This is a genomic window from Sandarakinorhabdus sp. (assembly GCF_031430775.1).
Classification (GTDB): Bacteria; Pseudomonadota; Alphaproteobacteria; order Sphingomonadales; family Sphingomonadaceae; genus Sandarakinorhabdus.
The window spans coordinates 1-25358 of the sequence record NZ_JANPCD010000020.1; the positions used below are offsets into that span (position 1 = coordinate 1).

Here is a 25358-nt window from a genome sequence, read left to right on the forward strand (position 1 = left end):
CCTCGGGTGCTGGCCCGCATCCGACCGTGGTTTTGTGCCACGGCCTGCCCGGCAACGAGCAGAATCTCGACCTTGCACAGGCCGCTCGCCGCGCCGGGTTTGTGGTGCTGACGCTGCATTATCGCGGCAGTTGGGGCAGCCCGGGCATTTTCAGCTTTGCCAATGCCTCGGCTGACGGAATCAACGCTGCTGATTGGCTGATCGCACCCGAACAACTGGCCCGTTACCAGATCGACAAGAACCGGTTGGTGCTCGCCGGTCACAGCATGGGCGGCTTCGTTGCGCTTCGCGTGGCGGCCGCACGGCCCTCCGCCAAGGGGTTGCTGCTGCTCGACGCATGGAACCCCGGCGACGGTATGCTTGCCAGTCTGCGTGCGCCTGGCGGCAAGGCACAATATGTGTCCCGACAGGGGAACTCGCTCAACATGCTGGCGGCCACCACAGCCGGGCTTGCCGATGAAATTCTTGACGGTGGCGATGCCTTCGACCTTCGCCGTGAAGCGCCGGCGTTGGCGGCGCGCCCGGTGCTTGTCCTCGCGGCGGAAAAGGCCAATGGCTTGACCAATCGCCGCCTGGCCGAAAGCTTTCGGGCGAGCGGCAACACGCAGGTCGGCCTTGTCATCATGCCGACCGACCATGGCTTCAACGATCATCGCATCGCACTGATTTCCGCCAGCCTCGATTGGCTGGACCAATTCAAGCGGAAACCCTGATGGCCAGAACACCAGACGCGCAGGGACGCTCGGTCCGCTTGCTTCGCGTCGGCGAGCAGGTTCGTCATGCGCTGGCCGAAGTGCTGGGGCGCGGCGACATTCGCGATGAACTGATCGAGCGCAGCATGGTCAGCGTGTCCGAAGTGCGGATGTCGCCCGACTTGCGCCACGCCACCGTGTTCATCAAGTCGCTGGCTGGTGGTGATGACCAGGCCGTGGTCAAGGCGCTGGCGTCACATGCGAAGTATCTGCGCGGCGAAGTCGCGCGGCGGTTGCCGACCAAATACACGCCCGACCTGCGGTTCCGGCCGGACGAAAGTTTCGATGCCGGCGCGCGGATCGATGCCGTGCTTCGCCGACCCCGAATCGCGCGGGATCTGGTTGTTGACGAACCGCCCGCGCGCATCGACATCGAATCCGATGATGACTGAGCTGTATGTGCCGCTGTCTCGCGGCACGCTGCGGCTGGAAACACTGGCGCAAACGCATCGTGAAGGCCTGCGCGGCGTCTGTGCGCGTGACACGGAAATCTGGGATATCTACCCCTATTCGATGCTGGGCGAACATTTCGGTCCGGTGTTTGCCGCCATGCTGGACGGCAGCCGGCAATGTTATGCCGTGTTCAGCGGCGATGCGCTCGTCGGCACCACCAGCTGGTATGGCCATGATGCGTCCAATCGGGTCGTTGCGATCGGCGGCACTTTTCTGGCGCCCGAAGTGCGCGGTGGGCCGTTCAACCTGGCCTTGAAGGGCCTCATGATCGGCCATGCCCGCGCCTGCGGCATCCACCGCATTCATTTCGATGTCGATGTGCGAAACACGCGCTCGATTGCGGCTGTCCTGAAGCTCGGTTGCCGGGCCGAGGGCGTTTTGCGCCAGAACCGCATCACCTGGACCGGCCATGTGCGTGATACTGCGATCTTCTCGCTGTTGCCGGGGGAGGAATCGCCCTTGTTGAGGGCGCATCTATGAAACTGGGTGGCTGGATCATCCTCGACAAGCCGCTTGGTCTTTCGAGTGCACAAGGGGTTGCGGCGGTAAAAAGGATCCTGCGATCAGCGGGCCTGACTGTGCCGCGAATCGGCCATGGCGGCACACTCGATCCCCTGGCGACCGGTGTGTTGCCGATTGCGCTTGGCGAAGCGACCAAGCTGGCCGGGCGAATGCTTGATGCTGCCAAGGGTTATGACTTCACTGTGTCATGGGGCCGTGCGACTAGTACCGAGGACGCCGAAGGCGAGGTCGTCGCGGTTAGCGATGTGCGCCCGGCGGTGGGTGCGATAGCAGATGTGCTGCCACGATTCACCGGCCCCATCGTGCAGGTGCCGCCGGCTTATTCCGCCCTCAAGGTCGATGGCAAGCGTGCCTATGCCCGCGCCCGCGCCGGCGAGACGGTGGTGCTGGCGCCGCGCAATGTCACGATCCTTGCGCTGACGCTGATCGCCCATGACACCGATAGCGCAACCTTTTCGGCACAGGTGTCGAAAGGCACTTATATCCGCAGCCTGGCGCGCGATATTGCCGTGGCGCTTGGCACCGTTGGCCATGTCACCATGTTGCGGCGCACGCGGTCCGGGCCGTTCGCGCTGGATCAGGCGATATCGCTGGACAATCTGACCGAACTGGTGCAGGGCGCTGCGCTTGAACAGGCCATTCTGCCACTGATGGCAGGGCTGGACGACATCCCGGCCCTTGTCATCGACTCCGATCAGGCGGCTGCGCTCCGACAAGGGCGCATCCTGACGGGGCACCCCGCTTCTGACGGCACCTGTCTCGCCTGCCTCGGCTCTGTTCCCGTGGCGCTGGTCGAGATTTCCCAAGGGGAGGTCCGGGTTCTGCGCGGGTTCAATGACTGATTATAAGGAGTAACCCGATGTCGATTGCTGCTGAACGCAAAGCTGAAGTCATCAAGGGCAACGCCCAGAGCGCCACTGACACGGGTTCTCCCGAAGTCCAGGTTGCCATCCTCTCGGAGCGCATTGCCAACCTGACCGAACATTTCAAGACACATGCCAAGGACAACCATTCGCGCCGCGGTTTGCTGGTGCTTGTCAACAAGCGCCGCTCGCTGCTCGATTATCTCAAGCGCACCAACGAAGCGCGTTATGTCGCGCTCATCGCCAAACTGGGCCTTCGCAAGTAAGCGAGCCCGCAACGAACGGCCCCGAGCTTCGGGGCCGTTCGCATATCCGGCCCCGGCGAATGAGCGCCGGTCCCGGCACCGCCATTCGGGCGGCACACCACCGAGGCGGCGAACGGCAATAGGGCTGTTGGCCAAGGAAAGACCCACATGTTCACCATTCATCGTGAAGAGATCAACTGGGGCGGCCGCAAGCTGACCCTCGAAACCGGGCGCATTGCCCGTCAAGCCGATGGCGCCGTGCTGGCGACCTATGGCGAAACCGTCGTGCTGTGCGCCGTCACGGCCGCCAAGTCGGTCAAGGAAGGGCAGGATTTCTTCCCGCTCACCGTCCATTACCAGGAAAAATATTCCGCTGCCGGCCGCATCCCCGGCGGCTTTTTCAAGCGCGAGCGCGGTGCTACCGAGCATGAGACGCTGACCAGCCGTCTCATCGATCGCCCGCTGCGTCCGCTGTTCCCAGAAGGTTTCTACAACGAAATCAACGTCATTTGCCAGGTCCTGAGCTATGATGGCGAAAACGAAGCCGACATGGTCGCCATGATCGCCGCTTCGGCCGCGCTGACCATTTCCGGTGTGCCGTTCATGGGCCCGATTGCGTCCGCACGCGTCGGCTTCACCGACGGTGAATATCTCCTCAACCCGTCAAAGACGCAGGTCGCTGCCGGTCGCCTCGATCTGGTCGTCGCCGGCACGCATGATGCAGTGATGATGGTCGAATCCGAAGCCAAGGAGCTTTCGGAAGACGAAATGCTGGGCGCCGTGATGTTTGCCCATCGCGGCATCCAGCCGGTGATTGGCGCGATCATCGCGCTCGCCGAAAAGGCCGCCAAGGACCCGTGGGAACTCGCTATCCCCGACAATTCCGCCATGCTGGCCCAGATCAAGAAGGCGGTCGGCAAGGACATCACTGCTGCCTACAAACTGACCAAAAAGTCGGATCGTCAGCAGGCTCTGGCCGAAGCCAAGGCCAAGATGAAGCCGCTGTTTGCCGACGCCGACAGCGCCACCCAGCAAAAGGCTGGCAAGCTTTTCAAGAAGCTTGAAGGCGACATCGTTCGCGGCGCCATCTTGAAGGACGGCAGCCGTATCGACGGCCGCGACACCAAGACCGTGCGCCAGATCGAAGCCATGGTCGGTCTGTTGCCGCGTACCCATGGTTCGGCGCTGTTCACGCGCGGCGAAACCCAGGCGATCGTCACCACGACGCTTGGCACAGCCGATGCCGAGCAGATGATCGACGGGCTTGATGGCCTGCGCTACGAACGCTTCATGCTGCACTACAACTTCCCTCCGTACTCGGTGGGCGAAGTCGGCCGTTTCGGGGCGCCCAGCCGCCGCGACATCGGCCATGGCAAGCTGGCATGGCGCGCCGTTCACGGCGTGCTGCCAAGCAAGGAAGCCTTCCCGTATACGGTCCGTGTCTTGTCGGACATCACCGAGTCGAACGGCTCGTCGTCGATGGCGACCGTCTGCGGCGCTTCGCTGGCGCTGATGGACGCCGGTGTGCCGCTGACCCGTCCGGTCGCCGGCATTGCCATGGGGCTCATATTGGAAGGCAAGAACTTTGCCGTCCTGTCCGACATCCTTGGTGACGAAGATCACCTGGGCGACATGGACTTCAAGGTTGCCGGTACGTCCGAAGGCGTCACTGCCCTTCAGATGGACATCAAGATCGCCGGGATCACCGAAGAAATCATGAAGGTCGCGCTGGATCAGGCCAAGGCTGGCCGCCAGCACATCCTTGGCGAAATGGCCAAGGCGCTGGACCACACGCGTGAGGAAATGTCGGCCCATGCGCCGCGCATCGAAACCATGCAGGTGCCCAAGGACAAGATCCGCGACATCATCGGCACCGGCGGCAAGGTCATCCGCGAAATCGTCGCCACCACAGGCGCCAAGGTCGACATCGAGGACGATGGCACGGTCAAGATCGCATCGAGCGATCCGGAAAAGATCGCTGCTGCCCGCAAGTGGATCGAAGGCATCACCATGGAAGCCGAAGTCGGCAAGATCTACACCGGCAAAGTTGTGTCGATGGTCGATTTTGGTGCGTTCGTGAACTTCATGGGCGGCAAGGACGGCCTGGTTCACATCAGCGAAATCAAGAACGAGCGCGTTGCCAACGTCAAGGAAGTGTTGACCGAGGGCCAGCAGGTCAAGGTCAAGGTCCTCGCCGTCGATGAACGCGGCAAGGTCCGCCTGTCGATGCGTCTTGTCGATCAGGACACTGGCGAGGAAATCGCCGATACGCGCCCTCCGCGTGAAGGCGGTGACGACCGCGGCCCGCGCAGTGACCGTGCTCCCAGAAGGGACGGCGACCGTGGCGGCCCGCGCCGTGATGGCGGTGACCGTGGTCCCAGAAGGGACGGGGGCCGTGACGGTGGTGACCGTGGTCCGCGCTCGGACGGTGATCGTGGTCCGCGCCCTGAGCGCGCACCCAAGGACGCCGAAGACGGCGGCAGCTTGCCGGACTTCCTTACCGGCGGCCGCGACTGATCTTCGCGCCAAGGATCTGCATGAGGGGCCGCTCCGAAAGGGGCGGCCCTTTTTCATGGCGTGCCGCCGCTTGGGCCGGCGGGTGTTGCCCGGTTACCGACAGGCCTGCGAAATCCAGTTGCGGATTTCCGTGTTGCAAACCGACGGCTGGTCGATGTTGCACAAATGGCCGGCACCAGGAACGCTGCGACAGGCAGCGCCGAGACGCGAAAGCGCGCGGGCGTTGGCGTGACGGTGGGGTGTGTCGCCTTGGCCGACAAGCGCGAGCACAGGGGCGCTGATGCGCGCCATGATGCTTGCCGTGACCTCCAGCCGGCCGGCGCCATGCACCAGGTCGCGGCCGTCATAGTCTGCCAGCATGGCCGCGACATCGCCTGCCTGGTCTGCGCCATCGGCGTGGAGACGGGTCAAGGGGTGGTCGGCCCAGGCCGCGCGCATTTCCGAAAGGGTGCCGCGCAGTGCAGCCGTCGCCATGGCCGCGAACGGGACATGCTCGCCCGGCGCATCCACTCCGTCGAGCGCGGTGCCGACCAGCACGATGCCGGTCACCCGGCTCCCGGCACGCGCGGCGGCCGCAAGGGCGACCTTGCCGCCCTGTGACATGCCAACCAGCGCAAACCGCTCCAGCCCGGCAGCATCGGCGATGCGCAGCACATCGTCTGGCTCGGCGCCAAGATCGGCCGGCGCCGTGGCAGCGCCGAAGCCGCGCCGGTCAGGTGCAATCAGGCGGAAATGCGCCGCCAAAGCCAATTGGGGTCGCCACATGCGGCGATCCAGCGTCCAGCCATGCAGCAGGATCAGCGGCGGAGCATCGTCCGCACCCAATGTCTCGACAGGCAGCGTCCCGCCACCGACAGCGACCTGGCGCACATGGCCACCCGGCCAGCGGGGCGTGTCTACCCCCGTGCCAGGCATCGGGCCTCAGGCTGTGTGACGGTAGGGGTTGTTGTTGCGGCGGTCCCCTGCCAGCCAGCGGGCCAGTTCGGACCGGGCGTTGCTGCGGCGCTGGGCATCCACATCCCCGTCCGTGGCTTCGGGCGCATCATGGGTAAATTCCAGGATCATGCCGTTGGGATCTGTCACATAGACTGAGCGGCAATAGCCATGTTCCAGCACATAAGTCTGCGGCTCGGTGATCCCGGCGGCGGCGATCCGTGTTTCCAGTTCCGCCTGCGCCTGCTTGTCGACATGCAGCGCGATGTGGTGAAAGGGCGAGGGCGGTATGTCGGGGCCGAATTCGGCCTGGTCGGCCGGGTCGGCAAACTGGAAAAACGCCAGTGCCGAGCCATCCTCCAACTCGAAGAAGCAATGGCAATAGGTCCGCTCCTTGCCAAACAGCTCGTCCATTTCGGTATAGGTTGCAATCAACGGCAGGCCGATCACATCCTCGTAAAAAGCACGCGTCGCCTCAAGGTCCTTCGACACATAGGCAGTGTGGTGGAGACGGCCGGGACGACGCATCATGCTCTCCTGTTATCTAGCCAAACAGCTTGGCGGCAATGGTCGCGACATGGCGACCCTGGAAACGGGCGCCGTCAAGTTCGTTTTCCGAAGGCATGCGGCTGCCATCGCCGCCGGTGATGGTGGTGATGCCATAAGGCGTGCCACCGGAAATGCCGTCCATGGTGGCATTGCCGTCCCAGCTGTAGGGCAGGCCGACAACGATCATGCCGTGATGCAGCAAGGTCGTGTGGAACGAGGTCAGCGTGGTTTCCTGGCCGCCATGCTGGCTGGCAGTGGCGCAGAACGCGCTGCCGACCTTGCCGACCAGCGCCCGAGCAAACCACAGCCCGCCGGTCTGGTCGAGGAAGTTGCGCATCTGCGCCGCCATGTTGCCAAACCGGGTCGGCGTGCCGAAGATGATGGCGTCATACTCGGCCAGCTCGGCAGGCTCCGCAATGGCCGCAGACTGGTCGGTCTTGAGGCCTGAAGCCTTGGCAACATCGTCGGGCACCAGTTCCGGCACCCGTCTCATGGTCACTTCGGCGCCATCGACACTTGCCGCACCTTCGGCGATGGCTGTGGCCAGTGTTTCGACATGGCCATAGCTGGAGTAATACAGGACGAGGATGCGGGCCATGCGTGATCCTTAGAAGCTGAAGCTGGCTTCGATGCCATAGCGGCGAGGACGTGCCTTGAACACGAAGCCGCCCGGGGAGAATTCGGCGTTGTAGCGTTCATCGAACAGGTTCGATGCGAAAGCAGTGACGTTCCAGGCATCGCCGGCGACGCCGATGCGGGCATCGACGATGTCGACAGGATCGCGCGAGGTCGAATTTTCGACATCGAACCAGGTGCGGCCGGTGCGGCGATAGTCGACACGGGCGGTAAGGTCGAGCGTGTCGGTGATCGGCGCCTTGTAGTTGGCTGTCAGGTTCAGCGTGTAACGCGAGATCAGCGGCGCCTGGTTGCCGATGACGGCGGCGTTCGAGAAGCGCCTGATTTCGCTGTCGGTGTAGCCAAAGCCGGCGATGAGATCGAGGCCGGGGGCTGCGCGCCAGGTGGCGTCGAGCTCGAAACCCTTGATGCGGGTTTCGGGCACATTGCCGAGGTTCTGGGTCGAGTTGGCCGCCAGGAAGACGAAGAAATAGCTGTTCTCGGACTTGGTCGTGAACGCGCTGGCGTTGAAGGTCAGGGCGCGGTCGCTGGTCTGGGTCTTGATGCCGATTTCAAATGTCTCGGCCACTTCGGCGTCGAACAGATCGCCGACACCGACAATGCCATTGGCTGCGGCAACCGCGCCGACGCCGGTCTGGTTGAAGCCGCCCGAACGGAAGCCCTTCGAATAGCCGCCGAACAGGGTAATGTCATCGGTAGGTTGCCATGTCAGCGTCAGCTTTGGCTGCCATTCGCTGAAGGTTTTCTTGCGGACTTCGCCAGTGCGACCCTGCGGGAAGCCGGCGACGTTGGGCAAGAAGCCGGTGGGCGTCAGGGTGGTGTTCTCGCGGCGGTCGCGATCATAGCGCAGCGAGGCATCGACGCGCAGCTGCTCATTGACCTTCCACACGGCGTTGCCGAACAGCGCCCAGGCGAAATTGTCCTGGGAATCGGCCAGGAAGCTGAACTGCGGGTTCAGCGGATTGGTGCTGGGCGTGCGATAGACTGGGAACACGCCCCGGCCGTTGTCGATCATGTTGCCGGTCGAGATGTAGCGCTTGGTGCCCACCGCATAGCCGCCGACGATGACCTGCAACGGCTTGTCGGCCGGGGATTCGTAGCGAACTTCCTGGCTCCAGATATCGACATCGAGGAACTGGCTCTGGTTGAGATCGAAGCCGAAAAACTGGAAGAACAGCGAATCCGGGATCGGCAGGAAGTTGAACGCATCGCCGGTCAGGATTTCGCTGACCTTGTCATATGACGTGATCGAGGTAACCGTGCCGGCGTCTCCGGCATAGGAAACGCGCAGCGCCACGTTGTACAAGTCACGGTCGTTCTGGCCGGCGTTATTGACGCGCACCGGCAGCGAAGTGTCGTTCACGTCGTTCACGATGTTGAAGTACAGGGCCTGGGTGCGCAGCAGGCCGACCGACGCACGCAGGTCGATGGTCAGCTCGGGCGTCGGCGTGAACAGCAGATTGCCGCGCAGGTTGAGGTCCTTCACAGGGTCGGCATCTTCGCCGAGGAAGGTGTTCGGGATGAAACCATTGGTGTCATACCAGCTGCCCGAGACGCGGAACTTGAGGTTTTCTGCCAGCGGCCCGGACAGGTTGCCGCGCAGATAATAGCCGAAGCCGTTGTCGACGCCGGCGGTGATCTTGCCGGACATCTCGTTCGTCGGCGCCTTGGACTTGATGATGATGGCGCCGCCGATGGCGTTTCTGCCATAGAGGCCGCCCTGCGGGCCCTTGAGGACTTCGATCTGCTCGATATCCACCAGTTCCTGGTTGAACTGCGCCGGATTCGTCTGCTGGACGCCATCGACGATGACGGCGACCGAGGGTTCCGAGTTGCGAGCCTGGGTGATACCGCGAATGATGATGAAGGCGTTGCCGGCGTTCTGGGTTTCCACCAGATTGACGTTGCTCGTCAGGCCGATGAAATCGGCAGGGCGCTCGATGCCGGCCGACTGGATCGCTTGCGAATTGAACGCGGTGATGCTGGCCGGCACGTCCTGCAAGGACTCAGCGCGGCGCGTTGCGGTGACGATGATTTCGCCCTCGGCGGGATCAACCGGCGCTTCCTGCGCCTGAACTGCCGTGGTCAGCAGCGCACAGCAGCCAAGCAAACGCGAAACGGCCTTGATGATCGCCATGGTTTTAGTCCCCCCGAAAGTATCGCGGCCGGATCGTCTGCCCGGCAGGCTACCGCCCATGCTGGGTTCGCAATGCGAAGTCAAGTTCGATAATCGAATAAATGCGCAGTGTCACTCAAGCGTGACTAGTGGCGGCTCCCGGCTTCTGCCAGCGGCCGCATTCGGGATGCCATGTCGCCTGCTTGGTCGGGGCCAGGGACGGGTGCCTGAGAATTGCCAGCGATGGGCGCTTCTCAGTTGGCACCCAGTGAGCGAGCGAGCATCGGCCAGCGGCGCAGCTCCGCCTCGATGGCGGCTGCGGCATCGCGCAGCAACGGCAACCGGGTGCGAACAAGTTCGTCCTGCGAAATGCGGGTGGTGGAGGTCGAACAATTGATCGCTGCGACAACCTTGCCATCTGCATCTTGCACAGGGACGGCGACCGACACGATGCCATAATCGAGCTCGTCCAGCGCCGAATCATAGCGGCGCTCCGCAATCGCGCGCAGGCGATCGCGAAAGGCCTGGGGATCGGTGACAGTGCGTTCCGTCATCCGCGCCAGCGGTGCTTCGGCCAGGAACGCCGCGATGGCGGCATCGCCCTCAAAGGCCAGCAGCACTTTGCCCATGGATGTCGCATGCAGCGGGTAGCGCGTGCCCACGCCCGCACCCAGGCGGATGCGCCGCTGGGTCGGGATGTGGCAGACATATAGAATGTCTCGGCCAGAACGCACCACAAGCGAGGCGGAATCACCGGTCTGGTCTCGCAGGCCTTGCAGCGGCACCGCAGCCAGTTGCTCGATGTTCATCGACGAAAGATACGCCGAGCCAAAGGACAGAACCTCGGGGCGAAGCAGAAAGCGCCGGCCAGTTTGGGCCACATAACCAAGTGCCACCAGCGTGTTGAGGCAGCGGCGCGCCACTGCCGGTGACAGGCCGGTTACCACGGACACTTCGGACAAGGCCATTTCCGGATGGGCCGCATCAAAAGAACGCAGCACCTTGAGGCCCCGCTCCAGCGTGGACAGATATTCGGGATCCTTGGGTTCGCGCATGGCCATGGCTTCAGCGCTATTGCGCCTGACCCGGTTGCGCAAGGGCGCTACTCGGCAGCGGTCTGCTCCGCGCGGCCAAGGATGCTGCCGTTGTCGGCGCCAAGCAGAGGCGGCGCGGTTACCGTCGTTGCGCGCTCGCCATCAAAGCTGAGCGGCGAGCGGATGGTACGAAATTCGCCAAAAGGACCAGGCGCCGATACCATCAAGCCGAGATGCTCGGCTTGCGGAGAGGCCAGCACCTCGGCGCTGGTTGCCACAGGGGCGTTCGGCACTTCGAGCTGGGTCAGCCGGTCGCACCATTCGGCGCGGCTGCGGCTGGCAAAGATCGGTGCCAGAAAGTCCACGACATCTTCATAATGCGCAATGCGTGCATCGCGGTTCGCAAATGCGGGCTGTGCAAGCATGTCGGGCTGATCGACGGCGACACTGAGGTTTTCCCAGAATTTGGGGGGCGACGACATGTGCAAGGCCAACCAAAGGCCATCGGCGCACTGGAATACATAGGATTGGCTGACATGCGGGCGGCTGTATGGCCCCATCGTCTGCCCGTCCGACAGCAGATGCGTGAAATCATCCAGGTTGAAGTGCGCCATTGCCTCGAACATCGAGGTTTCGACCAGCCGGCCGCGCCCGGTTTTCTGGCGCTCGAACAATGCGGCCAGCACGCCCTGAGCCGCATAGAATCCGGTCATGGCGTCGGCGATGGCCGGGCCGACCACGCGCGGCTTGCCCGGGTTGAGCAGCAACCGCAAAAAACCGCTGGCTGCCTGCGCCACGGTGTCGAATGCTGGGCGATCACGGTCAGGCCCGCTGGCGCCAAAGCCCGATATCGAGGCATAGACGAGGCGCGAATTGCGCGTCATCAGACGCGCAGGATCAACACCCAGCCGCGCGGCCACTCCGGGACGAAAATTCTGGATGAACACATCGGCATCGGCCAGCAATGTATCAAGAGCCGCAAGGTCGGCAGGGCTGCGCGTATCCAGCGTTACCGACTTCTTGTTGCGGTTGTAGGTCTGGAAATGCGGGGAATAGAGGCCACCGCGAAAGGCGCGAAACGGATCGCCGGTGCCAGTCTGTTCGATCTTGATGACATCGGCACCGAGATCGGCCAGCATCATGCCAGCGGCTGGACCCGTTATGAACGTGCCCATTTCCAGCACCGTTACGCCAGCCAGCGGTAACACCATGACAAATTCTCCTGCAATATGGCACGGGGTGACAGGCCCTGCTCGCGGCTATCTTGACGCAGTCTAGGTTCTTCGCATAACGAAAACAAGTTCGAATTTCGAAAAAAGGAATGCCACGATGCGGATCGGCAAGCAAGACGCCCCCTTTACTGCCATCTGCACATCAGATGCGGCCTCGATCCGTGTACGCGGGCTGGATCTGTGCGGCGAGATTATCGGGAAAATGGACTTCACCAGCTATTTCTGGTTGCTGGTTACCGGGACGGCGCCAACGCCTACCCAGAAATTCTTTGCCGATGCCGTGCTGGCGGCCATTGCCGAGCATGGCCTGGTGCCCAGTGTCGTTGCCACGCGTATGACCTATGCTGCTGCGCCCGAGGCCTTTCATGGTGCCGTGGCTGCGGGCTTGCTTGGTTGCGGATCGGTGGTGCTCGGCAGCGCGGAGGTCGCAGGACGATTCCTGGCCGAAGTAGTCGCGGCCGGCGGTGATCCCGCGCCGCTGCTGATAGAGCGCAAAGCCCGAAGGGCGCCGGTGCCGGGCTTTGGCCATCCCCAGCACAGCGGCGGCGACCCGCGCGCCAACCTGCTGCTGGCGCTGGCGGATGAGCATGGCGTCTCGGGCGCCCATGTTGGCGCACTCAGGGCCATCGGAGCGGCGCTGCCCGCAACGATTGGACGGGCGCTGCCGGTGAATGTCAACGGCGCCATCCCGGCGGTCATGCTCGATGTTGGCTTCCCGTTGGCGGCCTTGAAGGGTATTTCGCTGCTGGCACGCACGGCCAGCCTGATCGCGCATCTGCAGGAGGAGAGCGAGCGGCCGATTGGCTTCATCATGTCGGGTGCAGCAGCTGCGGCTATCGGCTTTGACGGGAAAAACGCATGAGCAACGGACGATTTCTTACCACCCATGTCGGCAGCCTGCCGCGCGCGGATGACTTGCTGGCAATGATCGTTGCGCGCGAGGAAGGCGCGGCTGTGGACAACGCCGCGCTGGTGGCGCGCGTCGAGCAGGCCGTGGGCGATGTGGTGGCGGCCCAGGCCGGTGCCGGGCTCGATATCGTCAATGATGGCGAACAGTCCAAGCCGAGCTACGCCACCTACATCAAGGACCGCCTGCACGGCTTTGGCGGGGAAGGAAACAGCTATGTCTTTCAGGACGTGGAGGACTTCCCCGGCGTGAAGCAGCGCATCTTCGGCGATGCCGGCCGTAGGCATCGCAAGACCCCGGCCTGCAACGCGCCCATAACCGTCAAGGACATGGACGCCGTGCATGTCGATGCCGCCAATCTCAACACCGCTCTGGCAGCGCATCCTGGTACACAGGCGTTCATGTCGGCGGCCTCGCCCGGTGTGACGGCGCTATTCTTTGCCAACGCGCACTATGCCAACGACGAGGATTATCTGTTCGCGCTCGCGGAGGGTTTGCGCCACGAATATGAGGCTATCGCCGCTGCCGGCATCATCTTGCAGGTCGATTGCCCCGATCTGGCGATGGGCCGGCACACCCAGTTCCGGCATTTGGACCTGAAGGGATTTCGTGATCGCATGGCGCTCAATGTCGCCGCGCTCAACCACGCCACGCGCAACATTGCGCCGGAACGGATGAGGATGCATCTGTGTTGGGGCAATTATCCTGGTCCACACCACTGCGACGTGCCTCTGGCCGATATCATCGACCTGGTCTGGTCGGCACGCCCGCATGCCATCCAGTTCGAGGCCGCGAACCCGCGTCATGCCCATGAATTCACGCTGTTCGAAACCACGGCCCTGCCCGAAGGCAAGGTGCTGATTCCCGGCGTTGTCGAATGCCAGTCAGGCTATATCGAGCATCCCGAACTGATCGCGCAGCGCATCGGCCGCTATGCACATCTGGTCGGGCGCGACCGGGTCATGGCCGGCGTTGATTGCGGCTTTTCGATTCATGCCGGGTCCGGCGGAGTCGACCCCGGTGTGGTCTGGGCCAAGATGACGGCGCTGGCGCAGGGGGCTGCCATCGCGTCCGACCGCTTCTGGCCGTAACGCCGGTCGGCAGATGCCTCTGCTGCCCGGCGCAATTGCTCTGGCGGTATGATGTCAGGCGGCGACGGGGCTGCGGCGGCGCATTGCAGCGCCGACAAAGCCGAAGCCGATGATCATGCCAACCCAGACGCCCGGCTCTGGCAGCACTTCGACGCCGCTGGTGACGAACTGGACCTGAAGCCCGGCAGGGTTGCCGGTTCCGCCCGCGTCATTGACAGTGGTGAAGCGCAGTTTGTTCACGCCGGCGACAAAACCATTCACCGCGCTGAACGCATTCCAGCTTGCAAACTGGCTGCCGCTCGCGGGGCCAGTCGCGATGACGTTGCCGTTCAGCGTGACGTTTGCCAGACGGTTGTCGATGGCATAGCGCCCAGTGAAGCGCGCCGTGTTGGCGATGGACTTGGGCGTCAGGACAAAAGTGAGTTCGTAGGTGTAGGTGCCCGGCGCGTGGTTCAGCGTATTTGTCGGCGTGATCCAACGCGAAATGGCAGTGTTGGCCAGCCAAGGACCGATCGGAAAGCTGCCGTTGTTGGCGGTGGTGTACACCGTGCCCAGCGGAACGCCCGACGGCGCAGCGACCAGACGCCAGTTCGGGTCAGCGGCGCTGGTGCCCAATGCGACCTTGCTGCTGTTCACGCCCGTGTTGAACAGGCTGTTGATAGCAATCGTCACCGTCGCGTCGGCAGCGGATGACATGAACAGTAACGAACTAGCAACAATTGTGAACAAGCGCATGATAATCCAGACCTTGAAACTATAAAAAATTATTATGTAACTTGAACGTGCCTTGCCATAGTCTTGAAGGGCAAACAAGAACCAGCATTGCATTTCCCCGCACGGAAAACGACTTATTGAATCGAAATCGGTACGATCATCTCTTGCGGCCGGCTTTGCGGCGCTTGCTGCAGAGTTCTGCGACGATAGATCTACACGAGGGGGTCGCCAAGCGGGTGGTGCTGCCGGGGAGGATTGAACTCCCGACCTCAGCCTTACCAAGGATGCGCTCTACCACTGAGCTACGGCAGCACTGACCCGCTGGGAGCCGGCCCTATGGCGGGGCGACGCCGGGCTGTCAAGGACGGCGGCATTGGGTTATGCAGCCGCCATGACAAAGCAGGATGAAGTTGCCCGCGCCGCCCGGCTTGCCGCAGCCCTTCGCGAGAATTTGAAGAAGCGCAAGGCGCGCACCCCGGAAGGCCAGAGCGGCGGCGAGGAGCAGACCCCGCCGCCCGGCCCATGATCACCCCTTGGCGGCCAACGCGCCGTTGACGGCTGCATTCACTTCAGGTGACATCGGAGTCACCTTGGACCCGAATGCGGCAATCAACCGGCCATCCCGGCCAACCAGATATTTGTGGAAATTCCACTGCGGCGTATTTTGCGGTCCCAGTTTCTGCGCAGCCCAGCGATAGAGCGGAATGGCCTTGCCGCCCTTGACCACGGCCTTTTCCGACATCGGGAACTTGATGCCGAACTTTGATTCGCAAAACTGCTTCACTTCGCCGTTCGAGGCATATTCCTGGTCGCCGAAATCACCGGACGGGATGCCGACCACAGTAAAGCCCTTGGCTTTGTAGCTTTCGTGCAGCGTTTGCAGCCCTTCATACTGCGGCGTGTATCCGCACATCGAGGCGGTGTTGACGACCAGCACGACCTTGCCCTTGTACTGCGCGAAATCCATCGGCTTACCGTCGATGGTCTTCATGCGGAACTGATAGACTGTATCGGCGGCTGGCGCGGCGGCGACCAGCACCGGCGCGGCGATGATGGCAAGGATGGCAGCGGCAATCGGTTTCATGATGGAATCTCCCCTAGTCGGGATGGTTTTTAGCAGCTTTGCGCCAATGCGCGAAGGACGCGGATGCCGCACCCGTCAAACTGCCCCCTCAAACTGGCGCGCAAGCCTGTGTCAGCCAAGCCAGCGCCGCGCCGTCCAGTTGCGCGCCGATCTCGGCCAGCACCCTGGCATGATAGGCATCGAGCCACGCCCGTTCGGCAGGCGTCAGCAGCGCGACATCGATCAGCGCCCGGTCGATGGGCGCCAGAGTCAGTTCGCGAAAGCCCAGCATCGGCTGTTCGGCGCCGGGCACATCGCGCGGCTCGACGATCACCAGATTCTCGATGCGGATGCCGTATTCACCGGATTTGTAATAGCCCGGCTCGTTCGACAGGATCATGCCGGCGACCAGTGGCTCGTCGTTGCCTGGCTGGCTTGACCAGGCGGCCGCGATGCGCTGCGGCCCTTCATGGACCGACAGATAACTGCCCACCCCGTGCCCGGTGCCATGGGCGTAATCCAGCCCGGCTTGCCACAGGAACTGCCGCGCCAGCGTGTCTAGCTGCACGCCGCGCGTGCCGACCGGAAACACGGCGGACGCCAGCGCGATATGGCCCTTGAGCACGCGGGTGAAGCGGTCGCACATTTCAGCGCTGGGCGTGCCGACCGCCATGGTGCGCGTCACATCCGTCGTGCCGTCGCGGTACTGCCCGCCCGAATCGACGAGATACAGCGAGTTCAGCCCGATCGCGCGGTTGCTGGCCTCATTGACCTTGTAATGCGGCAGCGCGCCATTGGGGCCGGCGCCGGAAATGGTATCGAACGACAGGTCTTCGAGCATGTTGGACTGTTCGCGAAACTGCTGGAGCCGGGCGGCGGCCGACAGCTCGGTCAAATCGCCCTTGACCGCTTCGCCGTCGAACCAGTGCAAAAAGCGCGTCAGCGCGGCACCGTCGCGGACATGGGCGGCAAAGGTGCCGGCGATTTCGGCCGGGTTCTTGATGGCGCGGCCCAGCAGGCACGGGTCGCGCGCTTCCTGCACGCGGGCACCACCGGCTTGAAGCGCGGCGAAGATCGCCGCCACGCAGCTTTCGGGGTCGGCGGCAACGCATTTGCCGGTCATCGCGGCCAACGCGCCGGCGAAGTCCTCGCGGTCATGGCTGCGCACGGCGCCGCTCATGTGCGCTGCGACTGCGGGCGTGACTTTGCCGCGCGCCGTGAACAGATCGACGCTGGCGTCAGCGTGAACTACCGCAAAGGCCAGCGCCACCGGCGTGTGCGACACATCGCGGCCCCGGATATTGAGCAGCCAGGCGATGGATTCCAGCGCGGCTATGACCACGGCATCGGCGCCGCGTGCCGCCAGCCAGCCAGCGATTTCGGCACGCTTTTCGGCGCTGCTGCGGCCGGCGAAACTGTCGTCATGCACCTCAAGCGGCGCGTCCGATCGCGCGGGCTGGTCATCCCAGATGCCGTCGATCGGGTTGCGCGCCATGGCGACAAGCTCGGCGCCTTTTGCGGCCAGCCTGGCGCCAGCGTCCTTGGCCCATGCGCGGGTGTGCAACCACGGATCATAGCCGATGCGGTCACCGGCACTGGCGTGGCTCGCCAGCCAGACGGCAGCGCTGGTCTTTGGAACATCCTGATATTCGAACAGGTCGCCGGGCACCTGGTCGCGGACCTGCAACGTGTAGCGGCCATCGGTGAAGATGGCGGCGCGATCGCCAATGACGGCGGCGCTGCCGGCCGAGCCGCCAAAGCCGGTCAGCCAGGCCAGCCGTTGCGCATAGCCGCCGACATATTCCGACATGTGTTCGTCGGTCAGCGGTATGGCAAAGCCGGTGATGCGTTCAGCCGCGAGGCTGGCACGCAATGCCGCAAGCCGATCGTTGATGGTGGACATGGGTCTTCTCCGGCGTCAGTGATGACGCTGTCATAGGCCGGGCCTGGCCTGCTCTCAAGCAGCACGCCTGCATGCATGGTGTCGCGCCCCGTGCATTGCGCTATTGCTGCCCCATTGTTCCTGCCGAAAGTGCCGACTGCCAGATGTCCAGCCCCGCCAAGCCGCCAGTTGCCGCCATGCGTGCCCACAGCTTCACCCACCACGGCGTGACCATCACCGACCCGTATCACTGGTTGAAGGACCCGAATTACCCGGTCATCGCTGACACCGAAGTGCTTGCGCATGTCGAGGCCGAAAACGCCTGGTTCGAAGCGTGCATGGCGCCGCTGGTGCCGTTGAGGGACGAAATACTGGCCGAGCTGAAAGCCAGGGTGCAGGCCGATGATGCCTCTGTGCCGGCAAACGATGGCGGATTTTCCTATTGGTGGCAGTTCCGCCCCGGCGACCAGTATCGCAGCTGGATGCGCCGCGCGCTGGACGGCGGGGCAGAACAGACCGTCCTGTCGGAACCCGAACTGGCAGCCGGCCACGATTATTTCCGGCTGGGTGGACATTGTGTCAGCCCGGATGGCCGCCTGGTTGCCTATGCCACCGACACGTCGGGCGATGAACGTTTCGTGCTGCGAATCCGCGACATAGCAGCCGGCTGCGATATCGCCACCGTCAGCAGCATAACCGTCGGTGCGCCGACATGGAGCGCGGATTCGCAGAGCCTTGCCTATGTCGAGGTCAATGAGAACTGGCGCCGGGTAAAGGTGCGGCTGCACTATATCGGGCAGAACGACGAAGACCCGGTGCTGTACGAAGAAGTGCGCGACAAGGGCTTTGGCGTCAGTGTCGGCAAATCTCAGGATCGCCGCTGGATCATCATCACGACATCGGACCACACCAGTTCCGAAGTGCGGTTGGTGGACGCCGCGCAGCCCGCCGCACCGGCGCTGCTGGTGCGCGAACGGGCGCCCGGCGTGCTGTATGATGTCGATGTGCGCGGGCCGGTGCTGTTCGTGCGCAGCAACGACGACCATGTGAATTTCCGCGTCGCCACCGCCAGCATCGGTGCGCCCGGCGACTGGACCACGCTGATCGCCGGGTCGGACCGCGACTATATCACCGGAATGACGGCCTTTGCGTCTTATCTGGCGCTTGAGACGCGGCGAGAAGGTCTCGACCGGATCGTGCTGCGCCGCGATGACGGCACCCAGACGCATGTTCCGTTTGCCGAGGCCAGCTTTACCGCCAGCATCGGCAACAACCCGGAAGCCGACGCGCCGCTGCTGCGGCTGTCCTATGCGTCGATGGTCACGCCGGCCACCGTGTTCGATTATGATGTGGCCGCGGGCACGCTTGTCACCCGCAAGGTGCAGCAGGTGCCGTCGGGCTATGACCCGACGCAATATGAAACGCAGCGCGAATGGATCACGGTGCGCGACGGCGTGAAGGTGCCGGTGTCCATCGTCTACAGAAAGGACTTTGTGCGCGGCGCCGGCGCCCGGGTGCATCTGTATGGCTATGGCGCCTATGGCATTGCCATCGAGCCGGGCTTTTCAGCCAACCGGCTGAGTTTGCTTGATCGTGGCATCGCCTTTGCCATCGCGCATGTGCGCGGCGGAGATGACCTTGGCTATCGCTGGTATCTGGATGGCAAGCTTGAAAAACGCACCAACAGCTTCACCGACTTTGTGGATGTCGCACGGGGGCTGATCGCGGCCGGCTGGTCCGCGCCAGGGCTGATTTCGGCGAGCGGCGGTTCGGCAGGCGGCGAATTGATGGGGGCGGTGATGAACTCCGACCCTGATCTATGGTATGCCGTGGTTGCCGATGTGCCGTTTGTGGATGTGCTGAACACCATGCTTGATGACACGCTGCCGCTGACCCCGGGTGAATGGCCTGAATGGGGCAATCCCATCACCGACATGGCGGCATTTGACCTGATCCGCAGCTACAGCCCCTATGACAATGTCAGGGCGCAGGCCTATCCGCCGACGCTGGTGACTGCCGGGCTCAATGACCCGCGTGTTACCTACTGGGAGCCGGCGAAATGGGTGGCGAAGCTGCGCCATGTTGGCACCGGCACCAATCCCCTGCTGCTCAAGACCAACATGGGCGCGGGCCATGGCGGCAAGTCCGGGCGCTTCAGCGCGCTGGAGGAACTTGCCGAGGAATATGCTTTTCTTTTGAGGCCGCACGATGCCAGCACCCGCTGATCGCACAGCATTTTCCATGACGGTGACGGCCCAGCCGGCCGACATCGACATCATGGGGCATGTCAACAATGCCGTATATGTGCGCTGGGTGCAGGAGGTCGCCACCGAACATCTCGCGCATGTCGTGCCGCAGGAACACACCGACCGCATGTTCTGGCTCGTGACCCGGCACGAAATCGATTATCTGGCGGCGACGCTGGAGGGCGAGACGGTGACGCTGACCACCTGGGTCGGCACGCCCAAGGGCGCACGCTTTGACCGGTTCGTTGATATCACCGGCCCCGATGGCAAGCTGCGCGTGCGGGCACATACCACATGGGCGCTTCTCGACCGCGAGGCCGGGCGGCTGATGCGGGTTACGCCCGACATCGCCGCGCCTTTCATGGGCGGCGGCGCCAACGCGGCGGACTGACCGCCTGAGTCAGAGTCAACGCGGCGGACTGACCGCCGCTGGCAGATCGCGGCCCAATGCCAGGAAGGCGGCCTTCACGTCCGGGCGCGCCTTTAGAACGCGCATGGCGGCGCGTTCGCGGCGGTCGCGCGCCGTGGCGCGGTCTGTGATGAGGAACGGCTGCAACGCGAACAGCATGTCGCTGCGGGTCTTTTCATTCTTCAACTGGCCGATGACGGCTGCGGCGGCGGCATCCATGCGGCCAAGGCAGATCATGGTTCCGCGATAGGCGTCGGCTTTGGCATCGGGCTTGGCGATGACCGGCGCGGCTGCGGCGGCAGCTTCTGCCTTGCGGCCAAGCTGCGTCAACGCGCAGACACGGACAGCGTCAAGATAGCGACGGCCATAATCGTTGATATCCGTCGCCTTGGCTTCGGCCTGGGCGATGGCGGCAAGCGCGGCATCGGGCCGGTCCACGGATTCGGCCAATATCGCCTGGTTGATGAGTGTGGCCACCAGCGACGGGCGCCCTTCGATGGGTAAGGTGTTGAGCAAGGCAAACCGCGCCAGCCCGGCATCGACCTTGCCGGTGTCCGCCAACATCATCGCCTGAAGGTTGACCAGCCACAGGTCGCGATTGCCGAACTTTGCCAGGTCTTCGGCGGTTGGCGCAATATCGGTAACGGCCAGCGCCTCCTCCTCTCGGCTGGCAATATTGAGCGCTTCGGCAAGGCCGAGCCGGTCGGCCAGCGAGCCGGGCCGCGATTCAAATGCCGCGCGTGCCGCTTTGACATAGGCTTCATCGGCAATATCGGCGCCGGGGCCGAGCCGTTTTTCCAGCGCCGGCCACAGCGGTTGGAACCGCCGGTCGATGGCAAGTTGCACAAGGCTGGTCGTGTTGATCAACTGTGCGACGACCGGCGGCGCTTCATCCAGGCGCCCCCGAGACTGCAAGCCCCGCACGACCTTGAGGCGCAGCGAATCCATGACGGCAACAGGCAGGCCGACCGGGTGATAATCGGCTGTGACCAGACTGAAGCTGACATCGAAGCTGCGCGCTTCGTCGTCGCTGATGGCGCCCAGCGTTTCAAAGACCAGCTCGCCGGGCAATTGTTCAAGCCATTTGGGATCGCCGGCCGCCATGAGCTGGACGATTTGCACGGCGCCGTCCGGGTCGCCGGTAAACGCCCGCAGCAGGAACAATTGGCGCAGCAGCAGCGGGGTCGGGCTGGGAGAGGCGGCATAGGACGCCTCGACCGCCTTGCGCGCTTCGGGCAGGCGGTTCAACCGCGCCAGCGCAAACGATCGCAGCAGTTCCACTTCGCCGCGTTCGATGGGCAGGTCGCTGTTCGCCAGCAGGGGATCGAGGATGGCAAGTGCCTCGGCGGGCTGGTTGCCGTCCACCAGCCGGGCGGCGGCTGCGATCTGGCTGCCGCGGTCAGGCCGGGGATTGCTTGCCGGGACAGTTGTGGCAGCCATCAACAACAGCGTGAGGGGAGCCAGCAAAAGCGTGTGTTTGCGAATGATCGTCATGGCCCCATGGTAGCGGCCAAATCAGGCTTGGGGAGAGGCACATGAGCGCACGCGTGGAATTCTTTTTCGATTGCTCCAGTCCCTGGACCTATCTCGGGTTCGAGGCGCTGACCGATGCGGCGCGCGCCGACGGCTTTGGCGTATGTTTCCGGCCTTTTCTGGTCGGCGGCGTTTTCAATGCGGTCAATCCCAGCGTCTATGAAATGCGCAGCAAGCCGATTGTCCCCAAGGCCCGCTATTTCACAAAGGACATGGCCGACTGGATCCGCCGCTCGGGTCTGGCCATCAAATGGACGCCGAGCGTGTTTCCGGTCAATTCCGCCCGCGCCATGCGCCTGTGCCTGATTGCCGCCGATGCCGGCGTTTGCGAGGCCGTGGCCCGGCGCATCTTCCAGCTGTATTGGGGTGAAGACCGCGATATTTCCCTGCCCGATGTGCTGGCGCTGGCAGCCGCAGCCGGCGGGCTGGACGCGGGCGCGGCGCTGGCCGAAGCCGATGGCGCCGAGCGCAAGGCGCAGCTGAGGGCCAACACCGACGAAATGATTGCGCGCGGCGGTTTCGGCACGCCGACCTTTTTTGTCGGCGGTGAAGACATGTACTTCGGGCAGGACCGCGTGTTGCTGGTGCGCGAAGCTGCCGCACGGCTGGCACGCGCCTGAACGCCGTGATGCGCCAAACGCCCCTTGCCCTTGGCCGTGGCACGCGGCAAAGCGGGTCAGGTGTGGGCGTGACAAAGTCTCATCGGGGGATGAATCTAGTGCTTTTTCGACTGTTCGGGCTGATCGCCTTTTTGTTTGGCGCCGCCCTGCCGCTGGCTGCCAACCCCATCCAGCAGACCAAGGGCGATTTCGTCGACAAGTTTCGCCAGCTCGAGGGCGAGGACTGGCCGACCCCCAACGAGCAGCGCACCGCGTCCGGCGCGCCGGGGCATCGCTATTGGCAGCAAAAGGTCGATTACCGCATCACAGCGACACTGGACGAGGCCAAACGCAGCCTGACCGGCCGCGCCGACATTGCCTATACGAACAACTCGCCCGATGCCTTGCGTTACCTGTGGCTGGCGCTCGACCAGAACAATTACAAGCGCGATTCGATTGCCGAGCGGGCCGATACCGTCGGCACCGGCGGCACCATCGGCATGACCGCCGTGCGCCGCGCCAAGCGGTATCAGGAATGGGAAGGCGGCTTTTCCGGCCTGACGGTTACCGATGCATCGGGCCGCGCCCTGCCTTTCACCGTCGTCGACAGCCTGCTGCGCATCGACCTGCCGGCACCGCTGGCCAGCGGCGCGCAAACCCGCGTGCGGATTGGCTGGTCGTTCCCGCTCATCGAGACCCGCGTCATCGGTGGCCGTTCGGGCTATGAATGTTTCACCAAGCCGGACCAGGACGGCAACTGCCTGTTCCTCGGTGCGCAATGGTTCCCGCGCCTCGCGGTGTATTCCGACTATGAAGGCTGGCACAACAAGGCGTTCCTGGGCGGAGGCGAATTCACACTGGAATTCGGCGATTATGATGTTTCGCTGACCGTGCCGGCTGACCATGTCGTGTCCGCCACCGGGGAGCTTGCAAATGCTGCCGACGTGCTCAGCGCCGCCCAGCGCAGCCGGCTGGCGCAGGCGCGCACCGCCAAGGAGCCTGTTTATATCGTCACGCCGGCCGAAGCGCTGGCGGCGGAGAAAGCCCGCGCCACCGGCACCAAGACCTGGCGCTTCACGGCGCGCAACGTGCGCGATTTCGCCTTTGCCTCAAGCCGCAAGTTCGTCTGGGACGCACTGGGCGTCAAACAGGACGACCCGGCGATGCCGCTGGTCATGGCCATGAGTTTTTATCCCAAGGAAGCGCGGCCGCTCTGGGATGCCTATTCCACCAAGTCTATCGCCCATACCATTGATGTCTATGGCAAGTTTGCCTTTCCCTATCCTTATCCGACGGCGCAATCCATCAATGGCCCGGTGGGTGGGATGGAATATCCGATGATGACCTTCAATGGTCCGCGGCCCATCAAGGACAAGAAAACTGGCGCGCTGACCTATACCGAGCGCGCCAAATACGGCCTGATCGGCGTTGTCATCCACGAGGTCGGCCATATCTGGTTCCCGATGAGCGTGAACAGCGACGAGCGGCAATGGACCTGGATGGACGAAGGCATCAACACCTTCCTGCAGTTCCAGGCCGAACGGCTGTGGGACCCCAAATATCCGACCCGGCGCGGCGAGCCCAAGGATATCGTCGAGTATATGGTCAGCCGCGACCAGGTACCGCTGATGACCCAGTCGGACAGCCTGCTGCAATTCGGCAACAACGGTTACGCAAAGCCAGCTACCGCGCTGGTCATCCTGCGTGAAACCGTGCTGGGCCGCGACCTGTTCGACTTTGCCTTCAAGGAATATTCCCGCCGCTGGCGCTTCAAGCGGCCGACGCCCTATGACTTCTTCCGCACCATGGAGGAAGCGTCGGGCGTCGATCTCGACTGGTTCTGGCGCGGCTGGTTCTATTCGACCGATCACGTCGATATCAGCCTCGACAAGGTCGTGGCCGCACGCCTCGACAGCCGCGACCCCGAGATCGAAAAGGCCTATGCTCGCGAGCGCGCCAAGATGGAGCCGCAGTCGCTGACCGTCGCGCGCAACACCAGGATGCCGGTCGTGGCCCGCGACCCGGCCACGCGCGATTTCTACGACGAGGTGGACCGCTTCACCGTCACCGCCAAGGACCGCAAGGATGCCGAGGCGGCGAAGAAAAAGCTGGAACCGGAGGAAGCCGAAGCCCTGAAGGTGAAGGACAATTTCTACCACTTCAGCTTCCGCAACATCGGCGGGCTGGTGATGCCGGTCGTGCTCAAGCTGGATTATGAGGATGGCAGCACCGAAACCATCCGCATCCCGGCCGAAGTCTGGCGCTACAATGCCAAAAATGCGGTCTGGCAGCATGTCACGCCCAAGGTGCTGAAAGCCGCCGAAGTCGATCCGCTATGGGAAATCGCCGACGCCGACCGTTCCAACAACGCCTATCCGCGCCGTATCGAACCGGCAACACTCAAGGTGCGTGACGATTTTGGCCCTGGTGACAACCGCATGCAAGACATGGAGCTGGAAGTGACGCCGGACAGCATCAAGACCAAGCCGCGCCCGGCAAAGAAAGATGACGACAAGCCGGCGGACAGCAAGGCTGTGAGCGGGGAATGATCCGCAGGCTGGCCGTTTCGGTGATGCTGCTGCTGGCAACGCCAGCCGCAGCGCATCGCGGCCATGCCAGCCTGGCAGTGATCGTCGTTGATGCGAAAACCGGCGCGGTCACGGTCACGCACAGCCTCGCCGCCCATGATGTCGAGCCGGCATTGGTCGCCATCGCGCCCGATGCCCAGCCCAGCCTTGATGACCCGGAGGCGCTGGACGCATTGACGGCCTATGTCGGGCGCAGGTTCCGGCTGACCGGTGTACCGCTCGGCATTCGCAGCCGCGCCTTGGCGGGTGATGACGTCGTCATGGTGTTTGCGGGCCGCATCAAGCGCGGTGCCCGCAGCCTGGAAATCAGCGCCAGCCTGTTCGGCGAAACCCATCCCGACCACATGGTGCAGGTCAATGTTCGCAGCAGCGGCGTCACACGCACCGTGCAGTTTCACCCCGGCGACGGGCCAAAGACAGTGCCTCTGGGCACGCGATAACACGCACATTTCCGGATTGCAGCGGCGCGAGACG

Annotated in this window: 24 protein-coding genes and 1 tRNA gene; 14 read left to right on the plus strand and 11 right to left on the minus strand. The window is 63.5% G+C overall.

Annotated elements, in window-relative coordinates:
* The 6 genes from RMQ73_RS01040 to pnp form a co-directional block, all read left to right on the plus strand.
* Positions 1-713, plus strand: a 713-nt coding sequence (locus tag RMQ73_RS01040; RefSeq protein ID WP_310496107.1) for an alpha/beta fold hydrolase, incomplete at its 5' end; no start/stop codon positions are given.
* A complete protein-coding gene (gene rbfA, locus RMQ73_RS01045; RefSeq protein WP_310496108.1) occupies positions 713-1144 on the plus strand; it encodes a 30S ribosome-binding factor RbfA in 432 nt (143 codons plus the stop codon). The genes RMQ73_RS01040 and rbfA, both read left to right, overlap by 1 nt.
* A complete protein-coding gene (locus RMQ73_RS01050) occupies positions 1134-1685 on the plus strand; it encodes a GNAT family protein (protein WP_310496109.1) in 552 nt (183 codons plus the stop codon). The genes rbfA and RMQ73_RS01050 overlap by 11 nt, the downstream gene beginning before the upstream one ends.
* Positions 1682-2569: a tRNA pseudouridine(55) synthase TruB gene (truB, locus tag RMQ73_RS01055; protein ID WP_310496110.1), complete on the plus strand. Its 888-nt coding sequence runs from the start codon at positions 1682-1684 to the stop codon at positions 2567-2569. Before RMQ73_RS01050 ends, truB begins: the two co-directional genes overlap by 4 nt.
* 17 nt (positions 2570-2586) lie before the next feature.
* Entirely contained in the window at positions 2587-2856 is a 270-nt protein-coding gene (gene rpsO / locus RMQ73_RS01060) for a 30S ribosomal protein S15 (RefSeq protein WP_310496111.1), read from the plus strand.
* A 147-nt stretch (positions 2857-3003) separates the two neighbouring features.
* Positions 3004-5352, plus strand: a complete 2349-nt coding sequence (gene pnp, locus RMQ73_RS01065; RefSeq protein WP_310496112.1) for a polyribonucleotide nucleotidyltransferase — start codon at positions 3004-3006, stop codon at positions 5350-5352.
* 93 nt (positions 5353-5445) lie between these two features.
* Here pnp and RMQ73_RS01070 read toward each other — a convergent pair whose 3' ends face one another.
* The 6 genes from RMQ73_RS01070 to RMQ73_RS01095 all read right to left on the minus strand — a co-directional run bounded on the left by RMQ73_RS01070 (position 5446) and on the right by RMQ73_RS01095 (position 11831).
* Positions 5446-6222, minus strand: coding sequence for an alpha/beta hydrolase (locus RMQ73_RS01070; protein WP_310496113.1), 777 nt, complete (start codon positions 6220-6222; stop codon positions 5446-5448).
* A 51-nt stretch (positions 6223-6273) separates the two neighbouring features.
* Positions 6274-6816, minus strand: coding sequence for a VOC family protein (locus tag RMQ73_RS01075; RefSeq protein ID WP_310496114.1), 543 nt, complete (start codon positions 6814-6816; stop codon positions 6274-6276).
* A 13-nt stretch (positions 6817-6829) separates the two neighbouring features.
* Positions 6830-7432: an NAD(P)H:quinone oxidoreductase gene (wrbA, locus tag RMQ73_RS01080; protein WP_310496116.1), complete on the minus strand. Its 603-nt coding sequence runs from the start codon at positions 7430-7432 to the stop codon at positions 6830-6832.
* A gap of 9 nt (positions 7433-7441) precedes the next feature.
* The gene (locus RMQ73_RS01085) at positions 7442-9607 is read right to left on the minus strand and encodes a TonB-dependent receptor (RefSeq protein WP_310496117.1); all 2166 of its coding nucleotides are present in this window, start codon (positions 9605-9607) and stop codon (positions 7442-7444) included.
* Between the two features lie 233 nt (positions 9608-9840).
* Positions 9841-10641, minus strand: coding sequence for an IclR family transcriptional regulator C-terminal domain-containing protein (locus RMQ73_RS01090; RefSeq protein WP_310496118.1), 801 nt, complete (start codon positions 10639-10641; stop codon positions 9841-9843).
* Positions 10642-10688: 47 nt separating this feature from the next.
* Positions 10689-11831: a CoA transferase gene (locus RMQ73_RS01095; RefSeq protein WP_310496119.1), complete on the minus strand. Its 1143-nt coding sequence runs from the start codon at positions 11829-11831 to the stop codon at positions 10689-10691.
* Between the two features lie 118 nt (positions 11832-11949).
* Between RMQ73_RS01095 and RMQ73_RS01100 the strand changes: the two genes are divergently transcribed.
* Entirely contained in the window at positions 11950-12714 is a 765-nt protein-coding gene (locus RMQ73_RS01100; RefSeq protein ID WP_310496120.1) for a citryl-CoA lyase, read from the plus strand.
* On the plus strand, positions 12711-13850 hold the full coding sequence (locus RMQ73_RS01105; RefSeq protein WP_310496121.1) for a cobalamin-independent methionine synthase II family protein: 1140 nt from the start codon (positions 12711-12713) through the stop codon (positions 13848-13850). Before RMQ73_RS01100 ends, RMQ73_RS01105 begins: the two co-directional genes overlap by 4 nt.
* Positions 13851-13904: 54 nt before the next feature.
* Here the strand turns inward: RMQ73_RS01105 and RMQ73_RS01110 are convergent, their stop codons facing one another.
* Positions 13905-14546 (minus strand): PEP-CTERM sorting domain-containing protein, encoded by a 642-nt coding sequence (locus tag RMQ73_RS01110; RefSeq protein ID WP_310496122.1) that lies wholly within the window; start codon positions 14544-14546, stop codon positions 13905-13907.
* A gap of 255 nt (positions 14547-14801) precedes the next feature.
* Positions 14802-14876 (minus strand) — tRNA-Thr (locus tag RMQ73_RS01115).
* A 79-nt stretch (positions 14877-14955) separates the two neighbouring features.
* On the opposite strand from RMQ73_RS01115, the gene RMQ73_RS01120 reads away from it, so the two are divergent.
* Entirely contained in the window at positions 14956-15090 is a 135-nt protein-coding gene (locus tag RMQ73_RS01120; protein WP_310496123.1) for a hypothetical protein, read from the plus strand.
* Here RMQ73_RS01120 and RMQ73_RS01125 read toward each other — a convergent pair whose 3' ends face one another.
* Together RMQ73_RS01125 and RMQ73_RS01130 are read right to left on the minus strand one after the other, a co-directional pair.
* On the minus strand, positions 15091-15648 hold the full coding sequence (locus RMQ73_RS01125) for a glutathione peroxidase (RefSeq protein ID WP_310496124.1): 558 nt from the start codon (positions 15646-15648) through the stop codon (positions 15091-15093).
* A gap of 88 nt (positions 15649-15736) precedes the next feature.
* Positions 15737-17530, minus strand: a complete 1794-nt coding sequence (locus RMQ73_RS01130; RefSeq protein WP_310496125.1) for an aminopeptidase P family protein — start codon at positions 17528-17530, stop codon at positions 15737-15739.
* A gap of 143 nt (positions 17531-17673) precedes the next feature.
* Between RMQ73_RS01130 and RMQ73_RS01135 the strand changes: the two genes are divergently transcribed.
* Positions 17674-19734 (plus strand): S9 family peptidase, encoded by a 2061-nt coding sequence (locus tag RMQ73_RS01135; protein ID WP_310496126.1) that lies wholly within the window; start codon positions 17674-17676, stop codon positions 19732-19734.
* Positions 19718-20146 carry an acyl-CoA thioesterase gene (locus tag RMQ73_RS01140; RefSeq protein ID WP_310496127.1) on the plus strand — a complete coding sequence of 143 codons (429 nt, stop codon included), beginning with the start codon at positions 19718-19720 and terminating at the stop codon, positions 20144-20146. The genes RMQ73_RS01135 and RMQ73_RS01140 overlap by 17 nt, the downstream gene beginning before the upstream one ends.
* A gap of 15 nt (positions 20147-20161) precedes the next feature.
* Here RMQ73_RS01140 and RMQ73_RS01145 read toward each other — a convergent pair whose 3' ends face one another.
* Positions 20162-21658: a hypothetical protein gene (locus RMQ73_RS01145; protein WP_310496128.1), complete on the minus strand. Its 1497-nt coding sequence runs from the start codon at positions 21656-21658 to the stop codon at positions 20162-20164.
* A 41-nt stretch (positions 21659-21699) separates the two neighbouring features.
* On the opposite strand from RMQ73_RS01145, the gene RMQ73_RS01150 reads away from it, so the two are divergent.
* From RMQ73_RS01150 to RMQ73_RS01160, 3 genes are all read left to right on the plus strand, one after another.
* Entirely contained in the window at positions 21700-22317 is a 618-nt protein-coding gene (locus tag RMQ73_RS01150; RefSeq protein WP_310496129.1) for a 2-hydroxychromene-2-carboxylate isomerase, read from the plus strand.
* A gap of 89 nt (positions 22318-22406) precedes the next feature.
* Positions 22407-24845 carry a M1 family metallopeptidase gene (locus RMQ73_RS01155; RefSeq protein ID WP_310496130.1) on the plus strand — a complete coding sequence of 813 codons (2439 nt, stop codon included), beginning with the start codon at positions 22407-22409 and terminating at the stop codon, positions 24843-24845.
* Entirely contained in the window at positions 24842-25324 is a 483-nt protein-coding gene (locus tag RMQ73_RS01160; RefSeq protein WP_310496131.1) for a DUF6702 family protein, read from the plus strand. The genes RMQ73_RS01155 and RMQ73_RS01160 overlap by 4 nt, the downstream gene beginning before the upstream one ends.
* Positions 25325-25358 lie beyond the last annotated feature (34 nt).

Bases quoted from the DNA above. Each gene is read 5' to 3' on its own strand.
- RMQ73_RS01160 (WP_310496131.1), top strand. From the start codon at position 24,842: ATGATCCGCAGGCTGGCCGTTTCGGTGATGCTGCTGCTGGCAACGCCA.
- RMQ73_RS01135 (WP_310496126.1), top strand. From the start codon at position 17,674: ATGTCCAGCCCCGCCAAGCCGCCAGTTGCCGCCATGCGTGCCCACAGC.
- RMQ73_RS01085 (WP_310496117.1), bottom strand. From the start codon at position 9,607: ATGGCGATCATCAAGGCCGTTTCGCGTTTGCTTGGCTGCTGTGCGCTG.
- RMQ73_RS01125 (WP_310496124.1), bottom strand. From the start codon at position 15,648: ATGAAACCGATTGCCGCTGCCATCCTTGCCATCATCGCCGCGCCGGTG.
- rpsO (WP_310496111.1), top strand. From the start codon at position 2,587: ATGTCGATTGCTGCTGAACGCAAAGCTGAAGTCATCAAGGGCAACGCC.
- RMQ73_RS01130 (WP_310496125.1), bottom strand. From the start codon at position 17,530: ATGTCCACCATCAACGATCGGCTTGCGGCATTGCGTGCCAGCCTCGCG.
- RMQ73_RS01140 (WP_310496127.1), top strand. From the start codon at position 19,718: ATGCCAGCACCCGCTGATCGCACAGCATTTTCCATGACGGTGACGGCC.
- RMQ73_RS01155 (WP_310496130.1), top strand. From the start codon at position 22,407: ATGAATCTAGTGCTTTTTCGACTGTTCGGGCTGATCGCCTTTTTGTTT.
- rbfA (WP_310496108.1), top strand. From the start codon at position 713: ATGGCCAGAACACCAGACGCGCAGGGACGCTCGGTCCGCTTGCTTCGC.
- pnp (WP_310496112.1), top strand. From the start codon at position 3,004: ATGTTCACCATTCATCGTGAAGAGATCAACTGGGGCGGCCGCAAGCTG.
- RMQ73_RS01050 (WP_310496109.1), top strand. From the start codon at position 1,134: ATGATGACTGAGCTGTATGTGCCGCTGTCTCGCGGCACGCTGCGGCTG.
- RMQ73_RS01110 (WP_310496122.1), bottom strand. From the start codon at position 14,546: ATGTCATCCGCTGCCGACGCGACGGTGACGATTGCTATCAACAGCCTG.
- RMQ73_RS01150 (WP_310496129.1), top strand. From the start codon at position 21,700: ATGAGCGCACGCGTGGAATTCTTTTTCGATTGCTCCAGTCCCTGGACC.
- wrbA (WP_310496116.1), bottom strand. From the start codon at position 7,432: ATGGCCCGCATCCTCGTCCTGTATTACTCCAGCTATGGCCATGTCGAA.
- RMQ73_RS01095 (WP_310496119.1), bottom strand. From the start codon at position 11,831: ATGGTGTTACCGCTGGCTGGCGTAACGGTGCTGGAAATGGGCACGTTC.
- RMQ73_RS01145 (WP_310496128.1), bottom strand. From the start codon at position 21,658: ATGACGATCATTCGCAAACACACGCTTTTGCTGGCTCCCCTCACGCTG.
- RMQ73_RS01075 (WP_310496114.1), bottom strand. From the start codon at position 6,816: ATGATGCGTCGTCCCGGCCGTCTCCACCACACTGCCTATGTGTCGAAG.
- RMQ73_RS01105 (WP_310496121.1), top strand. From the start codon at position 12,711: ATGAGCAACGGACGATTTCTTACCACCCATGTCGGCAGCCTGCCGCGC.
- RMQ73_RS01100 (WP_310496120.1), top strand. From the start codon at position 11,950: ATGCGGATCGGCAAGCAAGACGCCCCCTTTACTGCCATCTGCACATCA.
- truB (WP_310496110.1), top strand. From the start codon at position 1,682: ATGAAACTGGGTGGCTGGATCATCCTCGACAAGCCGCTTGGTCTTTCG.
- RMQ73_RS01120 (WP_310496123.1), top strand. From the start codon at position 14,956: ATGACAAAGCAGGATGAAGTTGCCCGCGCCGCCCGGCTTGCCGCAGCC.
- RMQ73_RS01090 (WP_310496118.1), bottom strand. From the start codon at position 10,641: ATGCGCGAACCCAAGGATCCCGAATATCTGTCCACGCTGGAGCGGGGC.